Source organism: Pseudomonas cucumis (genome assembly GCF_030687935.1).
Classification (GTDB): domain Bacteria; phylum Pseudomonadota; class Gammaproteobacteria; order Pseudomonadales; family Pseudomonadaceae; genus Aquipseudomonas; species Aquipseudomonas cucumis.
On the sequence record NZ_CP117454.1, the window covers coordinates 4,566,559 to 4,583,762 of the forward strand.

Below are 17,204 nucleotides of genomic sequence, written 5' to 3' on the forward strand. Positions count from 1 at the left end.
GATTAACTCCTAAACGTTTGGGTCACGCTTTAACTGCGCCAATACACTGAACGGGTTGGACCGCGTTACCTCGTCCTCGCTCGGTCCGGGCTCATCGAGACCCGCCGGCTGCTGGCATTCTTCCGGATGATGAGCAGGCACAATGGGCAAGGCGAGCAAAAGCTCCTCCTCGATCAGTGACTGCAGATCCAAAGGATCTTCGCCCAGTTCCAGCACGTCATAACCTTTCGGCAACGACTGGGTATTCGCACCCTCCTTCACCACAGCATAACTGCATTCGCTATGGATCGGCAGGGTGACCAGCTCAAGACAACGCTGGCAAACCATTTTGACTTCGGTGTCGATAAAGCTGTGAATTACCACAGATTTACGTTCATCTCGTTCAAAAACGAATTTGGCCTGCACCGTACCGACAGTATCGGAAAGCGGGTCGCAGAGTCTCTCCAAATCGGCCAGCAGCAGTTCACCTTGAAGGGTGGTGCCACGGTCAGCCAATTTGCGCGGGTCAACGTGAGGTGGAATCGGGTCATTCAACATAGGCGCAGCATTATAGGGATGCCCCCAGCCATGTCAAAGGAAATTCAGCCCTGTCCGTCACTTGAGCCTGCGCTAGAATTCGCCCCTGCCCTTTGGAGATCCGCATGCTGCCTTTATTACTCGCTTCAAGCTCGGCCTATCGCCGGGAATTACTGGCCCGCTTGCAGCTGCCGTTCACCTGCAGCTCGCCGGATATTGATGAAAGCCATCGTCCAGACGAGTCAGCCGCCGAACTGGTAAAGCGCCTCGCCGAAGAAAAAGCCCGTGCGCTTGCAGGCAGTCATCCAGCCCATCTGATCATCGGCTCAGATCAGGTCGCGGTACTCGGCGAGCGGATTATCGGCAAACCTCACACCTTCGAAAAGGCCCGTGAACAACTGCTGGCATCCAGCGGTGCGAGCGTGACCTTCCTGACCGGCTTGGCACTGCTCAATAGCCAAACCGGCCACTGCCAGGTCGATTGCGTGCCCTTTACCGTACACATGCGCACACTCGACGCAGCGCGCATCGAACGCTACCTGCGCGCCGAACAGCCCTACGACTGCGCTGGCAGCTTCAAGGCCGAAGGTTTGGGGGTGAGCCTGTTTCAAAGCACCGAAGGCCCTGACGCCACCAGCCTGATCGGCCTGCCGTTGATTCGCCTGATCGATATGCTGCTGGCTGAAAACGTACAGATACCCTGAACCGCACCTCTGCACAGAGACCGCGCTCGCACAAAAAAACCGGCCACGCAGGCCGGTTTTCTTATGCAGCCAGACGATCAGCGCAACGACGGCCCTTGAAAGCCCATCCACATCGCCAAATGCTCAGCCACGCTGGCGCCGAGCTTTTTCGAGAAGCGATCGAACGGCGATTCCTCAACAGTGAAATCCACCAACTCTTTCTCGCCAATCACATCGCGCGCAACCGAACTGGCATTGCCCAGACCATCGATCAAGCCCAGCGACAGCGCTTGCTCACCCGACCAGACCAGCCCGGAGAACAGCTCCGGATGCTCTTTGTCCTTCAGGCGATCACCCCGGCCCTTCTTGACGCTGCTGATGAACTGCTGATGAGTAGTATCGAGCACGCTCTGCCAGAACTGGGTTTCCGCGGGTTTCTGCGGCTGGAACGGATCGAGGAACGATTTGTGCTCGCCGGAGGTATAGGTACGACGCTCCACACCCAACTTCTCCATGGTCCCGACAAAACCGTAACCGGCCGCCGTCACACCGATGGAACCCACCAGGCTCGCCTTGTCGGCGTAGATCTGATCCGCAGCACTAGCGATGTAATAGGCACCGGAAGCGCCCAGATCCGAGATCACCGCATAAACCTTGGTATCCGGATGCAGGCCGCGCAAACGACGGATCTCGTCGTAGACATAACCCGACTGCACCGGACTGCCGCCAGGGCTATTGATTCGCAGAACCACACCCTTGACCTTCTTGTCCTCGAAGGCTGCACGCAGGCTGCCGACGATATTGTCGGCACTGGCCGGCTCTTTGTCGGCAATCATGCCCGTTACATCGATCAGCGCCGTGTAGCCAGAGCCTAGGCTTGCGCCTTTCTCCATGCTTATCAACGGCGATAACAGAATCAACGCGCCAATCAGGTATAAAAAAGTCAGCGACTTGAAGAATATCCCCCAGCGACGGGACCGGCGCTGTTCCTGCACACCAGCCAGCAGGGTTTTTTCCAGAAGCTTCCAGCTTTTCTCGTCACCGCTTTCCGCACTCGCCTTGGCGGGCGCTTTCCATTCGTCGGTCATGCCATGTACCCCAGCAGAAAAACCAATTAAACCCGCTGACTCAGCCAGGCGTGCAACTCTGAAAAACGATCAATGGCCAGTCTCGGCTCAAATAGCTTCAAGGCGTCGATCGATTGAGCGCCATAGCTGACCGCCACCGAATCCATGCCCGCGTTGCGCGCCATCTGCAGGTCGAACGACGAATCGCCAACCATCAGCGCTTGCTCCGGACGAACCTCGCAATGGGCGAGAATCTGCTCAAGCATCAACGGATGGGGCTTGCTGGCGGTTTCGTCGGCAGCACGGGTGATATCGAAATAATCTTCCCAACCGTGAGACTTCAGCACCCTATCCAGCCCACGACGAGCTTTGCCGGTCGCTACTGCCAGATGATACCCCTCGACACGAAACGCTTCGAGAGACTCGATAACACCCTCAAACAGCGGGGAAGGCTCGGCCTCCGCCGCAATGTAGTGATCCGCATAGTGCTGACGGAATGCTATCAGCTCGGTGTCGCCAATCTCGGGATACAGGGTGCGAATCGCTTCCGGCAAGCCCAGACCGATAATGCCTTTGACGGCAAAATCATCACGCAACTGAAAACCGGACCGCTCGGACGCGACATGCATCGCCTCGACAATCCGACCAATGGAGTCAGCGAGCGTGCCGTCCCAATCGAAAATCAGCAGCTTGTAATCAGTAGGGTGCACTCAAGCGCTCCACGGTTTTGGCCCACATCTCGTCGACCGGCGCCTGCAACTTGAGCTCGCCACCATCAGGCAGCGGCACAGTCAGCATGTAGGCGTGCAGAAACAGACGCTTGCCGCCGAGATCACGAATCTCTTTGCTGAACCCCTCATCGCCGTACTTGGTATCACCCGCAATGCAATGTCCGGCATGCAGAGTATGGACGCGAATCTGGTGAGTGCGACCCGTAATCGGCTTGGCTTCGATCAGGGTCGCGAAGTCGCCAAAACGACGCAGGACCTTGAACACGGTCACAGACTCCTTGCCCTCCTCCTCGTCCACCTCAACCATGCGCTCGCCGGACCGCAGATTGCTCTTGCCCAGCGGCGCACGGACTTGCTTGATCGAGGCAGCCCAGTTGCCGCGGACCAGCGCCATATAGCGCTTATCGACGCCATCGCCGCGTAACGCCGTGTGCAAGTGGCGCAACATGCTGCGCTTTTTGGCAATCATCAGCAGGCCGGAGGTATCACGATCGAGACGATGAACCAGTTCGAGTTCCTTGCAATCCGGACGCAACTGACGAAAGGCTTCAATCACGCCGTAGGTCAAGCCACTGCCTCCATGCACCGCAATACCGCAAGGCTTGTTGACCACGATCAGCGCCTTGTCTTCGTAGACAATCGAGGCCTCGAGCCGCTGCAACAGCCCCTGAGCCAGCGGCACAGGCTCGTCGCGCTCAGGCACGCGAACCGGCGGCACGCGCACGATATCGCCCGCCTGCAGCTTGTATTCGGGCTTGATCCGACCTTTGTTCACCCGCACTTCGCCCTTGCGCAAAATGCGGTAAATCAAGGTCTTGGGCACGCCTTTGAGCCGAGCGAGAAGGAAGTTATCAATACGTTGGCCGGCATATTCCGGCGAGACCTCCAGCAGTTGTACGGCTGGGGTCGAAGGGGCAGTAGTCGTCATGGCGCGGATGATAACAATTTTTTATGGAATTGAAGCACTTAATCATTGCTGCTATAGTCGCGAACGCCGCCAAAAGTGGCCTGGACAGCGGACTAACGGTCAAAAACCGGCCCTGACCAACGCAATTCACGAGGACGAGAGGCCGTCCTACGGGGCTTTCGCTACGTAACGGCAGAGTTTGCAGTTGTAACGAGCGCAGGTGACATAAGGCCTGAATCATGCCGCAAAGCAGAGTTTTCACTCGCCTTCCGAGCAAATATTCACGGCCAGTTCACAAAGTGCAGTCAGCTGCGAACGACCCCGAGCGAACGCTTCGGAAACACCGCCTAAATTAGCCATGATGCGTGACCTCCCCTTTCGGAGCTCACGGTAAATGCCAACCCGCTGCGGATTCTGCGCGCGGCAGCACCCGAATTATCAGGGATACGTGTAGGGTGGAGATGCACAACCGCTGGACTGTGTAGCAATAGGCTTTATCAAGACGCTTCATCTCGTCCACAGCCGCCGGTTGATTCCTCCTCCTGACTGAGTGCTTAAGTAGCCACAGCAAGCAGGACGCGTACGTCGCGACACCGGCCCAATTGGCCGGGGTTCGCTAGACACTGGAGTGGCCAACCACTCCTGACGCACCTGACACCGACCGTGAGAAGTCGTGTGTGCCGAACGCCGTTTCCGGCAGCCCGGAAACCGACGGTACTACATGAAAAGAATGCTGATTAACGCAACTCAACCCGAAGAGTTGCGTGTTGCACTGGTAGATGGCCAACGCCTCTACGACCTGGACATCGAATCCGGTGCACGCGAGCAGAAGAAGGCCAACATCTATAAAGGCCGGATTACTCGCATCGAACCAAGCCTTGAGGCTGCCTTTGTCGATTTCGGCTCTGAGCGCCACGGCTTCCTGCCCCTCAAAGAAATCTCCCGCGAATACTTCAAGAAAGCCCCCGAAGGCCGCGTCAACATCAAGGACGTCCTGAGCGAAGGCCAGGAAGTCATCGTTCAGGTCGAAAAAGAAGAACGTGGCAACAAGGGCGCTGCCCTGACCACTTTCATCAGCCTGGCCGGTCGTTACCTGGTGCTGATGCCGAACAACCCGCGTGCCGGCGGTATCTCCCGTCGCATTGAAGGTGAAGAGCGCAACGAACTGCGTGAAGCCCTGAACGGTCTGGTTGCCCCGGCCGACATGGGTCTGATCGTTCGGACTGCCGGCCTCGGCCGCAGCAGCGAAGAAATGCAGTGGGATCTCGATTACCTGCTGCAACTGTGGACCGCCATCAAAGAAGCTTCGCTGGATCGTTCCGCGCCGTTCCTGATCTATCAGGAAAGCAACGTGATCATCCGCGCCATCCGCGATTATCTGCGCCAGGACATCGGCGAAGTGCTGATCGACAGCGTTGAAGCCCAGGACGAAGCCCTGACCTTCATTCGCCAGGTGATGCCGCAGTACGCCAGCAAGATCAAGCTATACGAAGACAGCGTTCCACTGTTCAACCGTTTCCAGATCGAAAGCCAGATCGAAACCGCCTTCCAGCGTGTTGTCGAATTGCCTTCCGGCGGCTCCATCGTTATCGATCCGACCGAAGCCCTGGTGTCCATCGACATCAACTCGGCGCGCGCCACCAAAGGCAGCGACATCGAAGAAACCGCTCTGCAGACCAACCTTGAAGCCGCCGAAGAAATCGCCCGTCAGTTGCGCTTGCGCGACATCGGCGGCCTGATCGTCATCGACTTCATCGACATGACCCCTGCCAAGAACCAGCGCGCCGTGGAAGAGAAAGTCCGCGAATGCCTGGAAGCCGACCGCGCTCGCGTGCAAGTCGGTCGCATCTCGCGCTTCGGCCTGCTGGAAATGTCCCGTCAGCGCCTGCGTCCATCCCTGGGCGAAAGCAGTGGCATCGTCTGCCCGCGTTGCAACGGCACCGGCATCATCCGCGACGTTGAATCGCTGTCGCTGGCAATCCTGCGTCTGATTGAAGAAGAAGCCCTGAAAGACCGCACCGCCGAAGTTCGCGCACAAGTGCCAATTCCGGTTGCAGCGTTCCTGCTCAACGAAAAACGCAACTCGATCACCAAGATCGAACTGCGCACCCGTGCCCGCATCGTCATTCTGCCGAACGATCACCTCGAAACGCCGCACTTCGAAGTTCAGCGTCTGCGCGATGACAGCCCGGAAGCCAGCATCAACCAGTCCAGCTACGAAATCGCTGCTGCCGCTGCCGAAGTCGAAGAAGTCCAGCCAGCCGCCGCGACCCGCACCCTGGTTCGCCAGGAAGCCGCGGTCAAAACGGCTCCGGCCCGCGCCAACGCTCCGGTTCCGACCGAAGTCGCCGCTGCTCCAATGCCTGCACCAGCCGCCGTAGCGCCAGAGCCAAGCCTGTTCAAAGGCTTGGTGAAGTCGCTGGTCAGCCTGTTCGCCACCAAGGAAGAGCCTGCTGCGCCGGTTGTGGTTGAAAAGCCTGCCACCGAACGCCCTGCCCGCAACGAAGAGCGTCGCAACGGCCGTCAGCAGAGCCGCAATCGTAACGGTCGCCGCGATGAAGAGCGCAAGCCTCGTGAGGAACGTGCACCGCGTGAAGAACGCGCACCACGTGAGCCCCGTGAAGCCCGCGAAGAAGCTCCGGCAGTCGCCCAGGAACGCGCTCCGCGCGAAGAGCGCGCCCCACGTGCCCCTCGTGAAGAACGAGCACCGCGCGCCCCGCGTGAAGATCGCAAGCCACGTGGCGAGCGTGAAGAACGCCCGGTTCGTGAATTGCGCGAGCCTCTGGATGCCGCTCCGGCCGCCGCTGCCAACGCTGAAGAGCGTCCAGCCCGTCCGCCACGTGAAGAACGCGCTCCACGCCCACCGCGTGAAGAACGTCAGCCACGCGTAGAGCAAGCCGCTGCCGCCGTTGCCGAAGAAGAGTTGACCACCAACGAAGAGCAACTGCAGGAAGACGGTCAGGAAGTCGCCGAAGGCGATCGTCCACGCCGCCGCTCCCGTGGCCAGCGTCGTCGCAGCAACCGTCGTGAGCGTCAACGCGATGCCAACGGCAATGTGATCGAAGGTTCGGAAGAATCCGAATCGGCTGAAAACGCCGAAACGCCAAGCACTGCCGATCTGGCCGCCGGCCTGGCTGTTACCGCAGCTGTTGCCAGCTCCGTGATCAGCGCACCTGCCGAAGCACAAGCCAACGAGCAAGCCGAACGCGCCACTGCCGCCACGCAGGAAACCGCTCCGGTTGAAGCGCCAGTCGTTGAAGCGACCACGCCGGTAGAAGTCACCGCTGCTCCGGAAATCGAAGTGGCACCGGTTCGTGAAGCACAGCCTGAAGTTGAAGCTGCCGCTGAACCGTCCATTGCTGCCGAGCCTGCTGCTTCCGCTGAGCCTGTGGTTGAAGCGCCAGTGGCTGAACCGGTACGTGAAGTTCGCGAAGAGCAAACCACGTTCAACTGGGTTGCCGAGCCACCCGTAGCTGCCGAAGCTCCTGCGCCAGTCGCTGAAGCCCCGGTTGCTGAAGCCATGGTCTCCGAGCCAGTGGTTGCCGCCGCCGAGCCTGCCCCAGCGGTTGTTGAAGCGCCAGTTGTTGCCGAAGAGGCTGCACCGGTGGTTGAAGCCGCTCCAGTCAGCGCTCTGACCCCAAGTGGCCGTGCGCCGAACGACCCGCGTGAAGTACGTCGTCGCAAGCGTGAAGCCGAGCGTCTGCAGAAGGAAGCCGAACTGGCTGCCACTGCTGCTCCGGCCGCTGCCGAGCCAGCACCGGTTGTTGCTGAAGTCGTCGAGGCAGCCCCTGCCCCGGCAGCTGAAGTCGCTGCCGAACCGGTTGAATCCGCGATCGACGAAGCACCGCGCTCCGTTCAGGAAGCGGTAGAGCAACACGAGCAAGCCCTGGAAAAAGAGCACGAGCCTAAACCCCTCGCCTGATTCCATCGGCCACTAAAAAGCCCCGCCTGGTGATCCAGGCGGGGCTTTTTTATGTCCTTGTCTTTGTGTTGATCGTTCCCACGCTCTGCGTGGGAATGCCTCAATGGACGCTCTGCGTCCGCTTGGGAACGCGGAGCGTCCCGGGCTCCGTTCCCACGCAGAGCGTGGGAACGATCATTACGGGAAGGTCAATTTCTCGGGAACATCCACATCCCACAACACCCCGGGATCCTCTACCGCCACTTCGACCACTCTCGCTTGCGCGAACAGCGACTTGGCGCCTTGATCACCGGACAACGCCATTAATCCCGGACCGAAGCTTCGCCCGAACCCCACCGGATGCCCATACTGCCCCTCATGCACCGGCACGCTGATGGCATCATCGGCAATATTCGCGACGACCTGTTCAATGCTGGACGGCAAGATAAACGGCATATCCCCCAGCACGATCAGCCAGCCACCGAGCTGCGAACATGCCGCCACACCTGCCGCAATGCTGTCGCCCAGACCGGTCGATTCGATCCGCACAATCTCGCAACCATAGGCCTGAGCCATGCGAATGACTTGCGGGCGATCCGCTGTGGTCACCAGCACGCGTTTCTCAAGCGCGGCCGGCAGATTCACCAGCACCTGCTCGATCATCGAATGCACAGTGACGCCGTCACGACCGGTGCAGTCCACCAGCAGCTTGTCCTTATCGTCACCCGCCACCTGTCGAAACCGACTGCCCTGCCCGGCGGCCAGAACGATAACGCCAATGGAGTCGCTCATACGCCCTCCTGCAACGGCTTCTTCTGTTTCAGCGCGACGCCGTTCTTGATCGCCACAATTTCGGCCAGCAGCGACAAGGCGATTTCCGCCGGTGTATGGCTGCCGATGTGCAAACCGATCGGGCCGTGCAAGCGCTCGATGGCCTGTTGTGACAAGCCTAGCTGAGCCAGGTTGTCCCGGCGCTTCTGGCTGTTGACCTGCGAACCCAGCGCACCGACATAAAACGCCTTGGAGTCCAGCGCAGTAAGCAGCGCCATGTCATCCAGGCGCGGATCGTGGGTCAGGGCGACGATGGCGGTGCGTTCGTCGGTCTGGATGGTCAGCACCGCTTCATCGGGCATGCCCGGGACGAAGCGACCGTGTTGCTCCTCCCAGCCGTAGACAAACTCGGTGCGCGGATCGCAGATCAGCACTTCGAAATCCAGCAGCCGCGCCATCTCGGCAACGTAGCGCGACAGTTGGCCGGCGCCGATCAGCAACAGCCGCCAGCGCGGACCATAAATGGCGCGCAAGGTCTGCCCGTCAAACACCAGTGCATCAGTCTTGCTCGCGGCCTGTAAAACCACTTCACCGGTCGCCAGATTCAGCTCACGCGCAACGATTTCATGGGCCTCGCAGCGCGTCAGCAACTCGGCGACCCACGCCGGATCGCCGACGCGCTCCTCGGTCAGGCGCAACGTGCCGCCGCACGGCAAACCAAACCGTGCAGCCTCCTCACGAGTGACGCCATAGGTAATCAATTGCACCGGCGGCCCATCGGCCGGGATACGGCCATCGTGCAGCCGGGCAATCAGGTCATCCTCGACGCAGCCACCGGACACCGAGCCAATCACCACGCCGTCTTCACGCAAGGCCAGCATGGCGCCAGGTGCCCGGGGCGCGGTGCCCCAGGTCTGGACCACGCTGTACAACATCACCCGCTGACCGGCGCGGCGCCATTCCAGCACGCTGCGCAGGACGTTCAGATCGACGCTGTCCATCAGGCTTGCGCCTTCTGCCAGCCTTGCAATTGATAGCGTACCGGCAGGTTACGGATGCGTTTGCCGGTGGCGGCAAAGATCGCGTTGCACAGCGCTGGTGCAATCGGTGGCACGCCCGGCTCACCGACCCCGCCCAACGGCACATCGCCCGGTGACGTGACCAGGTGCACGGCGACTTCCTTTGGTGCTAGCGACATGCGCGCCACTTCATACATGTGGAAATTGTCCTGCTGAACCTTGCCGTCCTTGAAGCTGATTTCTCCCAGTACCGCGTTGCCCAGGCCCATGACGCAGGCGCCTTCGAACTGGGAGCGAATACGCTCGGGATTGATCTGCGGACCGCAATCCACGGCGATATCGGCCTTGTGCACAATCAACGTGCCATCGTCTTTGACTTCTACCTCGATCACCGCCGCCACATAAGTGACAAAACTGTAATGCAACGCCAGACCCAGGCCACGGCCCTTGGGCAACTCACGCCCCCAACCGGCGGCTTTGGCGGCGGTTTCCAGAACGGTGCGCATCCGTGCGGTATCGATCGGATAGCGCTCGGGAGATTCGCCGTAGTTCCACTCTTCACTCAAGGTGCGCGGATCGATCTGACGGTCAGGGCCGAGCAGCTTGATCTGGTACTTGAGCGGATCCTGACCGGCCTTATGGGCCAGTTCATCGACAAAGCTCTGAATCGCAAAGCCATGGGGAATGTTCGATACCGAGCGATACCAGCCGACCCGGGTATGGACCGTCGCTTCAGGGTTTTCCAGGCGCACGCTGGGGATCGCGTAAGCCATGTTGGTAAAGCCCATGCCCAGCTCGAAAGCGGCCTCATGGTTCATGCCCGGCGCGAACAGCGCGGTGATGCTCGGCGCCACCGTGCGGTGCAGCCAGCCGGACGGCAAGCCGTCCTTGTTCAGGCTGGCCTTCAGGTATTCGGCCGACACGGTGTGGAAATAGGAATTGTGAATGTCGTCTTCACGGGTCCATTGCACCCGCACCGCCTTGCCCGGGAACTCCTTGGCCAGGATCGCCGCTTCAACGACGAAGTCCGGCTTGGATTTGCGCCCGAAACCGCCGCCGAGCAAGGTGACGTTGAACGTGACGTTATCGAATGGGATGCCGAGGCGCTCGCCGATCCGTTCACGGGTGACTTGCGGCGCCTGGCTTGGGGCCCAGGCTTCGCACACGCCGTCTTTGAAACGGGCAATGGCGACCATCGGCTCCATGGGCGATTGTGCCAGGTGCGGCAGGTAGTAAGAGGCTTCGAGGGTGCTGTCGGCGCTGCTCATGGCCTGGTCGATGCTGCCGGTATTGCGCACCACTTTGCCGGGCTTGAGGGACGCGGCTTCAATTTCCTTGCGGTAGGCGATCGAGTCGTAACTGGCGTTGGGGCCGTCATCCCATTCGATTTTCAGCGCTTCGCGGCCCTTGATCGCCGCCCAGGTATTGCTGGCCACCACGGCCACGCCGCCCAGAGGCTGAAATTCGGACGGCAATGGACGGCTTTCGACTTGCAGAACCTTGATTACGCCCGGGACTTTCATCGCGGCGGTGGCATCGAAGGATTTAACCTTGCCGCCGTAAACCGCTGGACGCGCGATGGTGGCGAAAAGCATGCCATCGAAATGCACATCGGCGCCGTAGACCGCGCGACCATTGACGATGTCCGCACCGTCGATGGCCTTGGTGCCTTCCTTGCCGATGTAACGGAATTCCGATGGTTGCTTGAGCCGCAGGCTGTCGCGGGCCGGCACCGCCAGTGCACCGGCAGCAGCGGCCAACGCGCCGTAGCCCAGTTCACGACCGGTCGGTTGGTGAATGACTTTATGCAGTTGCGCATGGCACTCGCTGACCGGCACTTTCCACTGCGCGGCAGCGGCTTGCTCAAGCATGGTCCGCGCGGCAGCACCGCAACGGCGCATCGGCTCGTACCAGTGACGCATGCTGCGCGAACCATCGGTGTCCTGATTGCCGAAACGCACTTCGTCGCCCGGTGCCTGTTGCACTTTGACCAGCGCCCAGTCGGCCTCCAATTCATCGGCCACTACCATGGTCAGGCTGGTGCGCACGCCCTGGCCCATTTCCGAGCGGTTGCAGACCACGGTCACGCTGCCGTCGGCGGCGATGCTGACGTAAACCTTAGGATCATCGACCCAGCCGTTAGGCATGCCGTCGGCGCCGAACTTTTTGTCTTTTTCGGCAGCGAGCGCATCCTGCCAGCCCCAGCTTGCCGCCAGCACCAGCGCACTGGTGGCGCCCACGCCTTTGAGGAAACCACGGCGGCTGAGGTTGCTCAGCGCAAAGTCATTCGGTAACTGGCTCATGCCTTGGCCCCCTTCAGGTGAGTGGATGCCTGGCGGATGGCGGTCTTGATCCGGTTGTAGGTGCCACAACGGCAAATGTTGCCGACCATCGCCTCTTCAATCTGCTCGTCGCTGGGGTTCGGATTGGTTTTCAACAACGCCGTGGCCGACATGATCTGCCCGCCCTGACAGTAACCGCACTGAGCCACGGCGCTGTCGAGCCAGGCTTGCTGGACAACTTTGCCGACCGGGTCGGCGTGCAGGTTGTCGATGGTGGTGACGTTCTGGCCGACTACCGAGCCGATCGGCGTGATGCAACTGCGCGCAGGCGCGCCGTCGATATGAATGGTACAGGCACCACACAGGCCCATGCCGCAGCCAAATTTGGTGCCGTTGTAACCAGCCACGTCACGGATCGCCCAGAGCAGCGGCATGTCCTCGGTGACATCGAGTTGATGATCTTGTCCATTGAGTTTCAGGGTAATCATGGGCACGCCCGCATAGTGATAGAGGTTATGGGGTCGAGCAATCTGCCGCGTGGGTTCCTTCACGCAGATCGACTCAGGCTAATGGGCTCTCTTATGCGGACGCGACGTCTGCATCGGGCCTTTGGTGGAGCAAATGCTGCATCGTTAGGTAGCTAAGTTAACCCAGCATTAACAAAAAAGCCCTGCACATCTGAAGATGTGCAGGGCTTTGGAATCAGCCTGAAGCGTAGCCTCAATACCGATTGGGCTCCATTTCCAGGTCGACGTGGAAACGTTCTGAAATGTCTTTTTGAATGCGTTGCGCCAGGTTCAGCAATTGCAGGCCCGTTGCGGTGCCGTAGTTGACCAGCACCAGCGCCTGTAATTTATGCACACCGGCATCACCGTCGCGAAAGCCTTTCCAGCCGGCCCGTTCGATCAGCCAGCCCGCCGCCAGTTTCATTTGCCCGTCAGGTTGCGCGTAGGCCACCAGCTCCGGGTACTGCTCCTTGAGTTGCGCCACCAATGTCGCCGGCACCAAGGGGTTCTTGAAGAAGCTGCCGGCATTGCCGAGCACCGCCGGGTCCGGGAGCTTTTCGTTGCGAATGCTGCAAATGGCCTGGCTGACATCAATAGGCGTCGGGTGATCGATGCCCTGCGACGTCAGGCGCTGGCGAACCGGACCGTACTCCAGGTGCAGATGCGCGGTGCGATTGAGGGTGAAACGTACCCGCAGGATCAACCAGCGCCCCGGTTCCTGTTTGAACAGACTGTCACGGTAGGCAAAGTTGCACTCGGCCAGCGTGAAATCCCGCAACTCGCCGGTTTGGCGATCAAGGGCCGTCAGGCCGGCGAAAACGTCTTTGATCTCGACGCCGTAAGCACCGATGTTCTGCATCGGTGCCGCGCCTACGGTGCCGGGAATCAGGCTGAGGTTCTCCAGCCCCGACAACCCTTGCGCCAAGGTGTGTTGCACAAACGGATGCCACGGCTCGCCCGCCTCGGCTTCGATCACCACCTGGTTGCCGTCATCGCTCAGCAGGCGAATCCCCCGTGTGGCCATGCGCAGCACCAGTGCCTGGACATCGGCCGTCAGTAACAAATTGCTGCCGCCACCGATCACCAGCACGGGCACATCATGTTCCAGCCCATAGGCCAGGGCTTCGCGCACATCGGCATCGCTATGGGCCTCGGCAAACAGCCGGGCCTGAACATCCACGCCAAAGCTGTTGAACGGCTTGAGCGATACCAGCGGATGTACCTGCAAACTCATAACCGTCCCTTCAATTCGATCACCAGCAGGTCGCTGGCGCTCTCGATCAGGTCCAGTACCTGTTCGAAACCCTGGTCGCCGTCGTAATAAGGATCCGGCACTTCATCGATTGGCGACTGGTAGCGCCGCAGGAACAAATCCAGCTCGGCCTTGCCATTGGTCGGTTGCAAGGCCTTGAGGTGGCGCAGGTTGCTGTTGTCCATTGCCAGAATCAAGTCGTAGCTGGCGAAATCGGCGCGGGTCACTTGCTGGGCTCGCTGGGCGGACAGGTCGTAGCCGCGCAGCTTCGCCGCAGCCTGGCTGCGCTTGTCCGGGGCCTTGCCGACGTGCCAGTCACCGGTGCCGGCGGAAGCCACTTCGACTTGATCGGCCAGCCCCGCCTCACGCAATTTGTGCCGCAACACGCCTTCGGCCGTGGGGGAACGGCAGATGTTGCCCAGGCAGACGAACAGAACCCGCATCAAGCCTCCAGCAAGCGACGAACGCGCTCGAGGTCTTCAATGGTGTCGACGCCGGTGGGCGGTGCGATCAGCGCATCGGCGACGTGAATCCGCACACCGTGCCACAGGGCACGCAGTTGTTCCAGAGACTCAGTGTTTTCCAGCCAGCACGGGCCCCAGGTGACGAAGTCCTGCAGGAAACCGGCGCGATAGGCATAAATGCCGATGTGACGGCGATATGGCACGCCTTCCGGCAACTGCTCGCGGCTTTTGGCAAACGCGTCCCGCGCCCACGGCAAAGTGGCACGACTGAACGTCAACGCCAAGCCATTGAGGTCGCTGACCACCTTGACCACGTTGGGGTTGAACAGGGTTTCCACGTCTTCGATCGGCTCGGCCAGGGTGGCCATGCGCGCTTCGGTGTGGGCGGCTAGGTTGGCGGCAACCTGATCGATCACGCTCGGCGGGATCAACGGCTCGTCGCCCTGAACGTTAACCACGATGGCGTCCGGGCCCAGGCCCAGTTTCGCCGCGACTTCGGCCAGTCGGTCGGTGCCGGAATTATGGTCTTCGCGCGTCAGCACCACCTCGGCACCAAAGCCTTTGCAGGCCTCGACAATACGCGCATCGTCGGTGGCAACGACCACTCGCTGGGCGCTGCTTTTGCTCGCCTGCTCCCAGACGTGCTGGATCATCGGCTTGCCGGCGATCAACAGCAGGGGTTTGCCCGGCAGACGGGTGGAGGCATAGCGCGATGGAATGACGACGGTAAAGGCTGTGGTCATTTATCCAGACGCTCGTCGGTGGTCAGGGTGCGCGCTTCGCTTTCGAGCATCACCGGGATGCCGTCGCGAATCGGGTACGCCAAGCCGGCGCCCTTGCTGATCAGCTCGGTTTTGTCGGCGCTGAGCTTGAGCGGGCCCTTGCAGACCGGGCAAGCGAGGATATCAAGCAATTTGGTGTCCATGAACATTCCCTGGATAGAAACGGATTTAAGGCAAAAGACGAGACGGCAACAGGCGCATCAGCTGCGTATCGAACCAGGCCACGAAGGCCGGCGATGGCGCAGCATCGACCGCCAGGTACCACCAATCGGCGGCGGCGAAGGCACGGCACTTCACCGCGTCCTTTTCCGTCATCACCACTGGCAATGACGGTGTGAAATTCAAGGCCTGGACGCTGTACTCGGCATGGTCGGCAAATGCATGCGGCACTGGCCGCCAGTGTAGCGTTTCGAGGGTCGTGAAGAAACGCTGGGGATTGCCAATCCCGGCCACGGCGTGAACGGCCTGGCCTGCAGGGAAGTGGTCAAGGGGCCGGCGTTCGCCGCTTTGCAGGTTGACCAGTGCCGTGGGTTGCAGCTGGAAGGCGAAACCGTCGGTGCGGTCGGCCATGGCGCCGTTATAAAGCACCGCATCGACGCTTTGCAGCCGCTCGATCGGTTCGCGCAACGGTCCGGCCGGCAGGCAGCGCTGGTTGCCCAGCCCCCGGGCGGCATCGATCAGCACCAGTTCCAGATGCCGGGCCAGCCGGTAATGCTGCATGCCGTCGTCGGAGAGGATCAGGTCCAGCGGTTCGCTCGCCAGCAAGGCTTTGACCGCGCGGCTGCGGTCCGGGTCGATCATCAGCGGCACGCCAGTGCGCTGGACGATCAACAGTGGTTCATCGCCCGCCACGTCCGCATCTTGATCCGCCTTGACCCGCCACGGCAATTGCGGCGGTTTGGCGCCGTAGCCCCGACTGACCACGCCGACCCGCAGCCCGCTGCGCTGGCAATGCTGGATCATCCACAGAATCAGCGGTGTCTTGCCGGTGCCGCCCACCGTGATATTGCCGACCACGATCAGCGGCACCGGCGGTTGGTAGATCTCGCCCTCGCCCGCCAAAAAGCGTTTGCGCTTGCCGGTGACCACGCGTCGATAGAGCCATTCCAGAGGCTGCAACAGCTTCAACGCCGGATGGCCTTCGTACCACGCCGCGAGCAATCGATCGGACATGGCCATCAGGACGCCGGCGCCGCCTCGACTGTGGTCATGCGCAAGTGACTGAAACCGAGCTTGCCGGCAGCATCCATCGCGGTGATGACAGACTGATGGGGCGTCTTGCCATCAGCGCTGATGGACAACGGCAGGTTTGTGTCGCCGTTGGATTCTTTCTGCAGCGCTTCCATCAGGCTGGTCAGGTCGTTCTTGGGCAACAAGTGGTTGTTGACCGAGAACACTCCCTCGGCACTGATGGCGATGTCCAGTTGCTTGGCCTGCTGGTCCTCGGCCGGGGAACCGCTGACTGCTTCCGGCAAGTCGACGCGCAACTGGGTTTCACGGGTGAAGGTGGTGGTCACAACGAAAAACAGCAGCAGGATAAACACCACGTCGATCAACGACGCGAGGTTGATGTCTATCGTTTCCCGTGGTTTACGACGGAATTTCACGCTTTACCCTCAGCCAGATCCACGTCGCGGTCACCCTGCACTACCTCGACCAGCTTGATCGCTTCCTGCTCCATGCCCACCACCAGTTCATCGATCCGGCGTTGCAGGAAACGGTGGAAGAACACGGCCGGGATACCGACCATCAGGCCTGCGGCGGTGGTGATCAGCGCTTTGGAAATACCACCGGCCAGCACTGAGGCGTTGGTGCCCATGCCCGTGCCCATGAACGCACTGAAAATATCGATCATGCCCAGCACCGTACCCAGCAACCCCAACAACGGGGCCATGGCGGCAATGGTGCCGAGGGCGTTGATGTAGCGTTCGAGCTCATGAATCACCCGCGCGGCGGCCTCTTCGATGCACTCTTTCATGATCTCGCGACCATGCCTGGAATTCGCCAGGCCGGCGGCCAGGATCTCGCCCAACGGAGAGTTGGCGCGCAGTTCCTTGAGCTTTTCTTTATTGAGTTGTTTGTCCTTGATCCAGACCCAGACCTGCCCGAGCAAGTGCTCCGGGGTCACGCGACTGGCACGCAGGGTCCAGAGACGCTCGGCGACGATCGCCATGGCCGCGATGGAGCTCAAAATGATCGGCAGCATCATCCAGCCGCCGGATTTGACCAATTCCCACACAGTGACAGTCCCCTCGAAAAGTGCGCCACTCTAACATAGGGGGTGGACGCACCGAAGACCGCGATGTCGCATCCGGTCGGGCTT

The 17,204-nt window shown here is 60.6% G+C and carries 17 protein-coding genes; 2 read left to right on the forward strand and 15 right to left on the reverse strand.

From position 1 onward, the window contains the following. Window positions 1–9: 9 nt before the first annotated feature. A complete protein-coding gene (locus PSH97_RS20660; RefSeq protein ID WP_305446492.1) occupies window positions 10–537 on the reverse strand; it encodes a YceD family protein in 528 nt (175 codons plus the stop codon). Window positions 538–641: 104 nt separating this feature from the next. On the opposite strand from PSH97_RS20660, the gene PSH97_RS20665 reads away from it, so the two are divergent. After that, entirely contained in the window at window positions 642–1,220 is a 579-nt protein-coding gene (locus PSH97_RS20665) for a Maf family protein (RefSeq protein ID WP_305446493.1), read from the forward strand. Window positions 1,221–1,297: 77 nt separating this feature from the next. On the opposite strand, the gene sppA is transcribed toward PSH97_RS20665, so the two are convergent. The 3 genes from sppA to rluC are packed head-to-tail and all read right to left on the reverse strand — an operon-like array spanning window position 1,298 to window position 3,925. After that, window positions 1,298–2,287 (reverse strand): signal peptide peptidase SppA, encoded by a 990-nt coding sequence (sppA, locus tag PSH97_RS20670; RefSeq protein WP_305446494.1) that lies wholly within the window; start codon window positions 2,285–2,287, stop codon window positions 1,298–1,300. 26 nt (window positions 2,288–2,313) lie between these two features. Next, the gene (locus tag PSH97_RS20675) at window positions 2,314–2,976 is read right to left on the reverse strand and encodes an HAD-IA family hydrolase (RefSeq protein ID WP_305446495.1); all 663 of its coding nucleotides are present in this window, start codon (window positions 2,974–2,976) and stop codon (window positions 2,314–2,316) included. Then, window positions 2,963–3,925: a 23S rRNA pseudouridine(955/2504/2580) synthase RluC gene (rluC, locus tag PSH97_RS20680; RefSeq protein ID WP_305446496.1), complete on the reverse strand. Its 963-nt coding sequence runs from the start codon at window positions 3,923–3,925 to the stop codon at window positions 2,963–2,965. Before rluC ends, PSH97_RS20675 begins: the two co-directional genes overlap by 14 nt. Window positions 3,926–4,625: 700 nt before the next feature. Here rluC and rne point away from each other — a divergent pair. After that, complete coding sequence (rne, locus tag PSH97_RS20685) at window positions 4,626–7,826, forward strand: ribonuclease E (protein WP_305446497.1); 3,201 nt, start codon at window positions 4,626–4,628, stop codon at window positions 7,824–7,826. A 177-nt stretch (window positions 7,827–8,003) separates the two neighbouring features. Here rne and PSH97_RS20690 read toward each other — a convergent pair whose 3' ends face one another. From PSH97_RS20690 to PSH97_RS20740, 11 genes are all read right to left on the reverse strand, one after another. Continuing rightward, a complete protein-coding gene (locus tag PSH97_RS20690) occupies window positions 8,004–8,597 on the reverse strand; it encodes a nucleotidyltransferase family protein (RefSeq protein WP_305446498.1) in 594 nt (197 codons plus the stop codon). Continuing rightward, on the reverse strand, window positions 8,594–9,577 hold the full coding sequence (locus PSH97_RS20695; protein WP_305446499.1) for an XdhC family protein: 984 nt from the start codon (window positions 9,575–9,577) through the stop codon (window positions 8,594–8,596). The genes PSH97_RS20690 and PSH97_RS20695 overlap by 4 nt, the downstream gene beginning before the upstream one ends. Beyond that, window positions 9,577–11,898, reverse strand: coding sequence for a xanthine dehydrogenase family protein molybdopterin-binding subunit (locus tag PSH97_RS20700; protein WP_305446500.1), 2,322 nt, complete (start codon window positions 11,896–11,898; stop codon window positions 9,577–9,579). Before PSH97_RS20700 ends, PSH97_RS20695 begins: the two co-directional genes overlap by 1 nt. Then, window positions 11,895–12,365: a (2Fe-2S)-binding protein gene (locus tag PSH97_RS20705; RefSeq protein WP_305446501.1), complete on the reverse strand. Its 471-nt coding sequence runs from the start codon at window positions 12,363–12,365 to the stop codon at window positions 11,895–11,897. Before PSH97_RS20705 ends, PSH97_RS20700 begins: the two co-directional genes overlap by 4 nt. Window positions 12,366–12,597: 232 nt before the next feature. Next, on the reverse strand, window positions 12,598–13,617 hold the full coding sequence (gene murB, locus PSH97_RS20710; protein WP_305446502.1) for a UDP-N-acetylmuramate dehydrogenase: 1,020 nt from the start codon (window positions 13,615–13,617) through the stop codon (window positions 12,598–12,600). Continuing rightward, window positions 13,614–14,078 (reverse strand): low molecular weight protein-tyrosine-phosphatase, encoded by a 465-nt coding sequence (locus PSH97_RS20715; protein ID WP_305446503.1) that lies wholly within the window; start codon window positions 14,076–14,078, stop codon window positions 13,614–13,616. Before PSH97_RS20715 ends, murB begins: the two co-directional genes overlap by 4 nt. Further along, the gene (gene kdsB / locus PSH97_RS20720; RefSeq protein WP_305446504.1) at window positions 14,078–14,842 is read right to left on the reverse strand and encodes a 3-deoxy-manno-octulosonate cytidylyltransferase; all 765 of its coding nucleotides are present in this window, start codon (window positions 14,840–14,842) and stop codon (window positions 14,078–14,080) included. Before kdsB ends, PSH97_RS20715 begins: the two co-directional genes overlap by 1 nt. Continuing rightward, window positions 14,839–15,024, reverse strand: a complete 186-nt coding sequence (locus PSH97_RS20725) for a Trm112 family protein (RefSeq protein ID WP_003179363.1) — start codon at window positions 15,022–15,024, stop codon at window positions 14,839–14,841. The genes kdsB and PSH97_RS20725 overlap by 4 nt, the downstream gene beginning before the upstream one ends. A 25-nt stretch (window positions 15,025–15,049) precedes the next feature. Then, window positions 15,050–16,060 carry a tetraacyldisaccharide 4'-kinase gene (gene lpxK, locus PSH97_RS20730; RefSeq protein ID WP_305446505.1) on the reverse strand — a complete coding sequence of 337 codons (1,011 nt, stop codon included), beginning with the start codon at window positions 16,058–16,060 and terminating at the stop codon, window positions 15,050–15,052. Then, window positions 16,060–16,488 (reverse strand): ExbD/TolR family protein, encoded by a 429-nt coding sequence (locus PSH97_RS20735; RefSeq protein ID WP_052964865.1) that lies wholly within the window; start codon window positions 16,486–16,488, stop codon window positions 16,060–16,062. Before PSH97_RS20735 ends, lpxK begins: the two co-directional genes overlap by 1 nt. Then, complete coding sequence (locus PSH97_RS20740) at window positions 16,485–17,120, reverse strand: MotA/TolQ/ExbB proton channel family protein (protein WP_008067747.1); 636 nt, start codon at window positions 17,118–17,120, stop codon at window positions 16,485–16,487. The genes PSH97_RS20735 and PSH97_RS20740 overlap by 4 nt, the downstream gene beginning before the upstream one ends. Between the last annotated feature and the right edge of the window lie 84 nt (window positions 17,121–17,204).

Bases quoted from the DNA above. Each gene is read 5' to 3' on its own strand.
- PSH97_RS20660 (WP_305446492.1), bottom strand. From the start codon at position 537: ATGTTGAATGACCCGATTCCACCTCACGTTGACCCGCGCAAATTGGCT.
- PSH97_RS20665 (WP_305446493.1), top strand. From the start codon at position 642: ATGCTGCCTTTATTACTCGCTTCAAGCTCGGCCTATCGCCGGGAATTA.
- sppA (WP_305446494.1), bottom strand. From the start codon at position 2,287: ATGACCGACGAATGGAAAGCGCCCGCCAAGGCGAGTGCGGAAAGCGGT.
- rluC (WP_305446496.1), bottom strand. From the start codon at position 3,925: ATGACGACTACTGCCCCTTCGACCCCAGCCGTACAACTGCTGGAGGTC.
- rne (WP_305446497.1), top strand. From the start codon at position 4,626: ATGAAAAGAATGCTGATTAACGCAACTCAACCCGAAGAGTTGCGTGTT.
- PSH97_RS20690 (WP_305446498.1), bottom strand. From the start codon at position 8,597: ATGAGCGACTCCATTGGCGTTATCGTTCTGGCCGCCGGGCAGGGCAGT.
- PSH97_RS20695 (WP_305446499.1), bottom strand. From the start codon at position 9,577: ATGGACAGCGTCGATCTGAACGTCCTGCGCAGCGTGCTGGAATGGCGC.
- PSH97_RS20700 (WP_305446500.1), bottom strand. From the start codon at position 11,898: ATGAGCCAGTTACCGAATGACTTTGCGCTGAGCAACCTCAGCCGCCGT.
- PSH97_RS20705 (WP_305446501.1), bottom strand. From the start codon at position 12,365: ATGATTACCCTGAAACTCAATGGACAAGATCATCAACTCGATGTCACC.
- murB (WP_305446502.1), bottom strand. From the start codon at position 13,617: ATGAGTTTGCAGGTACATCCGCTGGTATCGCTCAAGCCGTTCAACAGC.
- PSH97_RS20715 (WP_305446503.1), bottom strand. From the start codon at position 14,078: ATGCGGGTTCTGTTCGTCTGCCTGGGCAACATCTGCCGTTCCCCCACG.
- kdsB (WP_305446504.1), bottom strand. From the start codon at position 14,842: ATGACCACAGCCTTTACCGTCGTCATTCCATCGCGCTATGCCTCCACC.
- PSH97_RS20725 (WP_003179363.1), bottom strand. From the start codon at position 15,024: ATGGACACCAAATTGCTTGATATCCTCGCTTGCCCGGTCTGCAAGGGC.
- lpxK (WP_305446505.1), bottom strand. From the start codon at position 16,060: ATGGCCATGTCCGATCGATTGCTCGCGGCGTGGTACGAAGGCCATCCG.